The organism is Gammaproteobacteria bacterium, from assembly GCA_016765075.1.
In the GTDB taxonomy this organism is placed as follows: Bacteria; Pseudomonadota; Gammaproteobacteria.
In genome coordinates this window covers 1-5,794 of the sequence record JAESQP010000112.1, presented here as the reverse complement: position 1 = coordinate 5,794, position 5,794 = coordinate 1, and the positions used below count along the sequence as shown (strand labels likewise).

General features: G+C 46.3%; 5 protein-coding genes. 4 read left to right on the top strand and 1 reads right to left on the bottom strand.

The window, feature by feature from the left end; genetic code table 11:
- Positions 1-226: 226 nt before the first annotated feature.
- A complete protein-coding gene (locus tag JKY90_06575) occupies positions 227-862 on the bottom strand; it encodes an isochorismatase family protein (GenBank protein ID MBL4851929.1) in 636 nt (211 codons plus the stop codon).
- Positions 863-1,550: 688 nt separating this feature from the next.
- Here JKY90_06575 and JKY90_06570 point away from each other — a divergent pair.
- From JKY90_06570 to ubiA, 4 genes are all read left to right on the top strand, one after another.
- Positions 1,551-1,958, top strand: a complete 408-nt coding sequence (locus JKY90_06570) for a RidA family protein (protein MBL4851928.1) — start codon at positions 1,551-1,553, stop codon at positions 1,956-1,958.
- A 12-nt stretch (positions 1,959-1,970) separates the two neighbouring features.
- The gene (recG, locus tag JKY90_06565) at positions 1,971-4,067 is read left to right on the top strand and encodes an ATP-dependent DNA helicase RecG (GenBank protein MBL4851927.1); all 2,097 of its coding nucleotides are present in this window, start codon (positions 1,971-1,973) and stop codon (positions 4,065-4,067) included.
- Between the two features lie 31 nt (positions 4,068-4,098).
- Positions 4,099-4,650 carry a chorismate lyase gene (locus tag JKY90_06560; protein ID MBL4851926.1) on the top strand — a complete coding sequence of 184 codons (552 nt, stop codon included), beginning with the start codon at positions 4,099-4,101 and terminating at the stop codon, positions 4,648-4,650.
- Positions 4,651-4,900: 250 nt separating this feature from the next.
- Positions 4,901-5,794 (top strand): 4-hydroxybenzoate octaprenyltransferase (gene ubiA, locus JKY90_06555; protein ID MBL4851925.1); only part of this gene is annotated, 894 nt, incomplete at its 3' end.

The following is a 5,794-nucleotide window of genomic DNA, read 5'->3' as shown; positions in this document are numbered from 1 at the left end:
CGTCATCTTGTGCTTCTACATGCGCCCAATATAAAAGATTAGAATATACTTCACCCGAGATAGGTTTATTTTCGTGCAACCTTCCCCCGAATAAATCGACATTATGCTGTTGCTCCCTTGTTTTAATTTCAATATTCATATTTTTCCCATTTAGTGCTGATTATTTATTTTCTACACAACGCCGCCGCTGGAGTGTATTGCCAGACTGTTATAATTTATTTTCAGCCTACTTGCTATTTTTGCTGGCGGTTAAAAAACTATCATACACCCAGCGATAAGAAGTATGCTCACCAAGCACACCTCCAAGCTCCATGCCTTTTTCACTACGCCAATCGTTCATAAGTTCTGCCAGGATAGATGCCCAAGTGGAGACCTTAACACCCGCTTGAGTCATGCGGTGTAAGCTAATTTCTTGCACAGACTTGTTCCAGGTGCCTGAAGCATCAATTACAGCGTAAACATCATAGCCCTCAGCAACCGCAGAAATAGCTGGGAATAGCAAACATACATCTGTCACCACCCCCGCCATAATGATTTTTTTTCGTCCTGTTTTTTCGATTGCATCTTTAAACTCCGGGTTATCCCAGGCATTAATTTCACCAGGCCTTTCAATTACCTCATCTCCCAGTATCTCCAGAATATCAGGCATAATTGGCCCATTAGGCCCTTGAGGCATACTAGCGGTAACAACCGAAGGTAAGCTAATCGTTTTTGCAAGAGTACAGAGACCTCTAATATTGGCCCTCAGCAAATGCGGATCATAATCACGGCAACTAACCATCAGACCCGTTTGGTGGTCTATCATTGCCAAAACAGAATTATCAGCAGTAAGTCTTTCGGCATAAACATTCTTAGTACTCATAATACGACTCCTATATTTAGGTTACATGTTGTTTTTCATAACAGCTTATTATGCTGCAGCAGTGTATCACCAAGCCGCGATATAACATGCTCATTGATTTCCTTCTCATTAACAAATTTCTCTTTATGTTTCAACAAATTATATTTATATTTACACTGTCTTTCTATAAGTGATACATGGTGGTTACGTATCACCTCTTGGCTATTATGCATCGAGAGAATAGTTTGCCATATCCTAACTAACTTATTGAATGTTAGTCGCATTTTCTCATTTAACTACCATAACGTAAAAATACATACGTTGCTAGATTTGTACATTTACCAATAGCATGTATTTTTATACATGCTATTGGTCGAAACGTTTTGCGGAGGAATAGCGATGCAGTCGGTTTCAGCGCTCGTTCCATCTAAGTCAGAGTAATTTTTTGATCAATTTCATCGTTGCATGCGTCTGAATAGTTTGGCTTTGATTCATTTCCGCGGTTCTCCGTGGGAATGCCGCCGATGATGTGGCTTAATGTATAGTGAGCCAAGCACACAGTTCAGTATGGATTTATGCGGAGGGGCGCGGGAACCGAAAGAGTTGCGCTATCAGTTGCCTTGGCCTGGCTATTTCAATATGGCGCGCTTATTATTAAAATTCGCTAACTTCAATATTAATTATTGTAATGCCTGTTCAGGAGAAAACTATGCAACGCCAAATTATCGCGACTGATAAAGCACCGGCAGCTATTGGTACTTATTCGCAAGCCGTTCGAGTGGGCGATGAAGTGTATTTGTCTGGTCAGATCCCGTTAGTGCCAGAAACTATGTTGATGGTGGAAGGAGATATCGAAGCGCAAATTACCAGAGTATTTGAAAATCTCAAAGCGGTTGCTCAGGCTGCGGGTGGTGATTTTTCTGATGTGGTTAAGCTCAATGTTTTTCTTACAGATTTGTCGCACTTTCCGATAGTCAATGAAGTGATGGCACGCTACTTTCATCAGCCTTATCCAGCTCGCGCTGCAATTGGCGTGACCGCCTTGCCGAAAGATGCGAGTGTTGAGATGGACGCCATATTACGTATTGAGCATCCTGCTCAACAGGCTACTGAATAAAGAGGCAACATTATAGTGACTGCGCTTAGCGCTGCGGTAAGCACTTTGTCAGGTGTTGGTCCGAAAAAAGCAGAGGCACTGCAACGGTTGGCAATTCATACATTGACCGACGTCTTGTTCCACCTTCCCTTACGTTACGAAGACCGTACTCGTATTACGCCTATTGCCCAACTTGTTCATGGTGTCGATGCACAAATAGAAGGGCGAGTGATTGACGTGAACATCACTTTTGGTCGGCGCCGAGCGATGTTATGCACATTAGAAGACGATAGCGCAACAATGCTGCTGCGTTTTTTTCACTTCAGCAATCAACAGCAACAACTCTTAAAGAGTGCTAACTGGTTACGTTGCTACGGTAACCCGCGCATGAGTGTGGCGGGGCATATTGAAATGGTGCATCCGCAATATCAACGGGTTGCCAAGCCTGGGCTATTACAATCGACTGAGGGTTTGACTGCGGTGTATCCGGCGACGGAAGGCATTGGCCAGCATTTATTGCGTCAGATTAGTAGTGAAGCGTTGAATGTTTTAAACAAGGGCGGCGTTTTGCCCGAACTATTGCCGAGTGCAGTGAGCGAGCAATTTCAATTAGCCACCATAGCCGATGCAATCAACTATATTCATCGTCCGCCTGCTAATGCCGATCTGGCAAAGCTTGTTGATGGTGACCACCCGATGTTACAGCGACTGGTTTTCGAAGAGCTGCTGGCGCATCATTTAAGTCTGCGACAGCGGCGTAAATTACGTGAGGGATATCAGGCGCCTGTGATGCCAGCCAATTCCAAGCTGTGCCTGAAGATGATTGATAGCTTGCCATTTTCATTGACGCAAGCACAGCAACGCGTGATAACTGAAATTGCTGATGACTGTTCATTAGCTTTGCCTATGCAGCGTTTATTGCAAGGCGATGTTGGTTCAGGCAAAACAGTGGTAGCAGCCGCTATTTTAGCCAATGCCGTTGCACAGGGGCAACAAAGCGTGCTGATGGTGCCCACTGAAATTTTATCGCAGCAGCACTATCACTGCTTGCTTGCCTGGTTTAAACCTTTGGGCGTGAACGTTGCCTGGCTGCATGGCGGGGTTAAAGGTGCGCAACGCAAAAAACTACTAGCAGCATTGGCTAATGGAGAGATTGATATATTAGTGGGTACACATGCGGTGTTCCAGGATGAGGTGATTTATCAGCAGCTTGGCTTGATTATTATCGACGAACAACATCGCTTTGGTGTGCCGCAACGTTTGGCGTTACAGCGTAAGGGCGAGCGAGCCAACAGCAGACCGCACCAATTGATTATGACGGCAACCCCGATCCCGCGCTCATTGGCAATGACCTTTTATGCCGATCTTGATCTGTCTGTGATTGATGAATTACCGCCTGGACGGCAAAGTATTAACACGGCGATTGTCTCGGCACAGCGACGTGATGAAGTGATTGAGCGTATTCGTCATGCGTCTTTAGCAGGGCGCCAGGTTTATTGGGTGTGCACACTGATTGATGAATCTGAATTGATTGCCAGCCAAGCTGCAACCGATACGGCAGCGCAGTTGACAGAGCAACTACCCGATAGTCGCGTCGGCCTGGTACATGGACGCATGAAGGGTGCTGAAAAGGCCGCGCAAATGGCGGCATTTAAGGCTGGCGAGATCGATGTGCTGGTTGCCACCACAGTGATTGAGGTCGGTGTCGACGTGCCCAATGCCAGCTTAATGATTATCGAAAATGCCGAGCGCTTGGGTTTGTCTCAGTTACATCAGCTACGTGGACGCGTTGGTCGTGGTGAGCAGAAAAGTCACTGTGTGTTGATGTATCATGGCACGCTTTCGCAAAGCGCGCGTTCGCGGCTGACTATTATGCGTAAGACCAACGATGGGTTCGCCATCGCACAAAAAGATCTCGAATTGCGTGGCCCTGGCGAATTATTAGGCGTGCGTCAAACAGGCGATATGCGTTTGCGTGTGGCGCGACTCGATGCCAGATTCGATTCCGGCGAAGCCATGCTGGATGATATTCGAGTTGTTGCTGATGAATTATTGTCAAACTATCCTGCCGTTGTGTCGCAGCTATTACAGCGCTGGTTGGGTCAGGCGCAAGACTTTGCCGCTGTGTAGCACCGAACAGTCAACAATAACGAGATAAGCAGTGCAAATACGTTGGGGGAAACACAAACAAGAACCGCATTGGTATGATCTGGATCGTGCTGATGAAATTCCTGTGGCCTTGCGTGACTGGGTATTAACGACAGATTCCTTGACTCGCAAAGTGCAATCATATTGTCGCGGTCGTTTTCATTTGAAAATCGTGCGGCATGGTTGGGCACGTGCTCAGCTCAATGAGCGGCGTCTATTATTAATGCCAGATACGCAGCGGGCGCTACGTCGCGAAGTTATACTGTACTGTGATCAAACCCCCTTGATCTTTGCTCGCACCATTATACCCAACCGTACTTTGCATGGCGCAGGGCGACGTTTGTCACGCCTTAGGCGCAAGCCTTTAGGCGAGCTTTTGTTTCGTGATCACTCGGTGTTACGCAGTGATTTACAAGTGGCGTGCGTTGATGCCGATAACGCTATGTTTAAAGCGTTAGCCATCAAGGCGAATAAAAAAATATGGGGTCGTCGCAGTATATTCTTATTTTCTGGCCAGCCCTTATTGGTTAGCGAATTTTTTTTACCGGCACTGAATCACTTATGAGTACAGAGCCTGTTGACGTTTCATTTTCATCACTGTTTCGCCTTCAACAACGCCAATCCAGGCGCGAGGCGCGTCGTTTGCTGGTTGCAAATAAGCAACGAGCAACGCCGAGTGGCGTTGTTGAAGGCGAAACCCGTAGGGCTGGGACGCTTTTTGCGCCCCACTGCGTTGCCAGTCGCTTATGTAGCACCACTACACTACGCTCCTTGCGCCTTGTGGAGCAAAAAAAGCGTCTCCAGCAGTGGTGAAAATGAAACGTCAACAGGCCCTAACTATTACCAATCGGCTGTATAGTTATGCACAATTGATGCGTCTTAACAAACCGATTGGCATACTTTTATTATTATGGCCGACACTGTGGGGCTTGTGGATAGCCGCAGAAGGTGTGCCGCCGCTACATATTCTTATTGTCTTTGTGGCTGGGGTTGTGCTGATGCGTTCAGCAGGCTGTGTGATTAACGATTATGCAGACCGTGATTTTGATGGCCATGTTGAGCGTACCCAGACGCGACCATTAGTGAGCGGTGCTGTGACGACCAAAGAAGCGTTATTGCTTTTTTCTGTGTTGGTTATAGCATCCTTTATGTTGGTGCTCACCTTAGATTATTTTACTGTTATTTTATCCGTGGTGGCATTGTTGCTGGCAGCGATATATCCATTCACCAAGCGCTACATCAATATGCCGCAAGTTGTGCTTGGCGCTGCCTTTGCGTGGGCAATACCTATGGCATTCGCGGCGATACGTGGTGAAATCCCTTTTATTGCGTGGCTGTTGTTTGCGGCAACCATTTTATGGACAATCGCCTACGATACCTTTTACGCCATGGTCGATCGCGATGATGATTTACGCATAGGCATTAAATCAACGGCAATATTATTTGGTCGTTATGACCGTGTAATTGTCGCCGTGTTACATGGTTTGGTGCTGGTGATATTACTGCTGGCGGGCAATTTACTTGCTGCCAGCATTGTTTATTACATTGGCTTGTTTGCAGCAGCATTGTTTGCACTCTATCAACAATGGCTAACACGCAATCGTGATACAGCAGGCTGTTTTCGGGCATTTTTGAATAATAATTGGTTTGGCTTGGTGATTTTTGTGGGTATATTTTTAAATTTTGGTGTTAAGCCAGCATGGTTATCT

Excerpts from the sequence above, each read along its gene's own strand:
- JKY90_06575 (MBL4851929.1), bottom strand. The coding sequence starts at position 862 with ATGAGTACTAAGAATGTTTATGCCGAAAGACTTACTGCTGATAATTCT.
- JKY90_06570 (MBL4851928.1), top strand. The coding sequence starts at position 1,551 with ATGCAACGCCAAATTATCGCGACTGATAAAGCACCGGCAGCTATTGGT.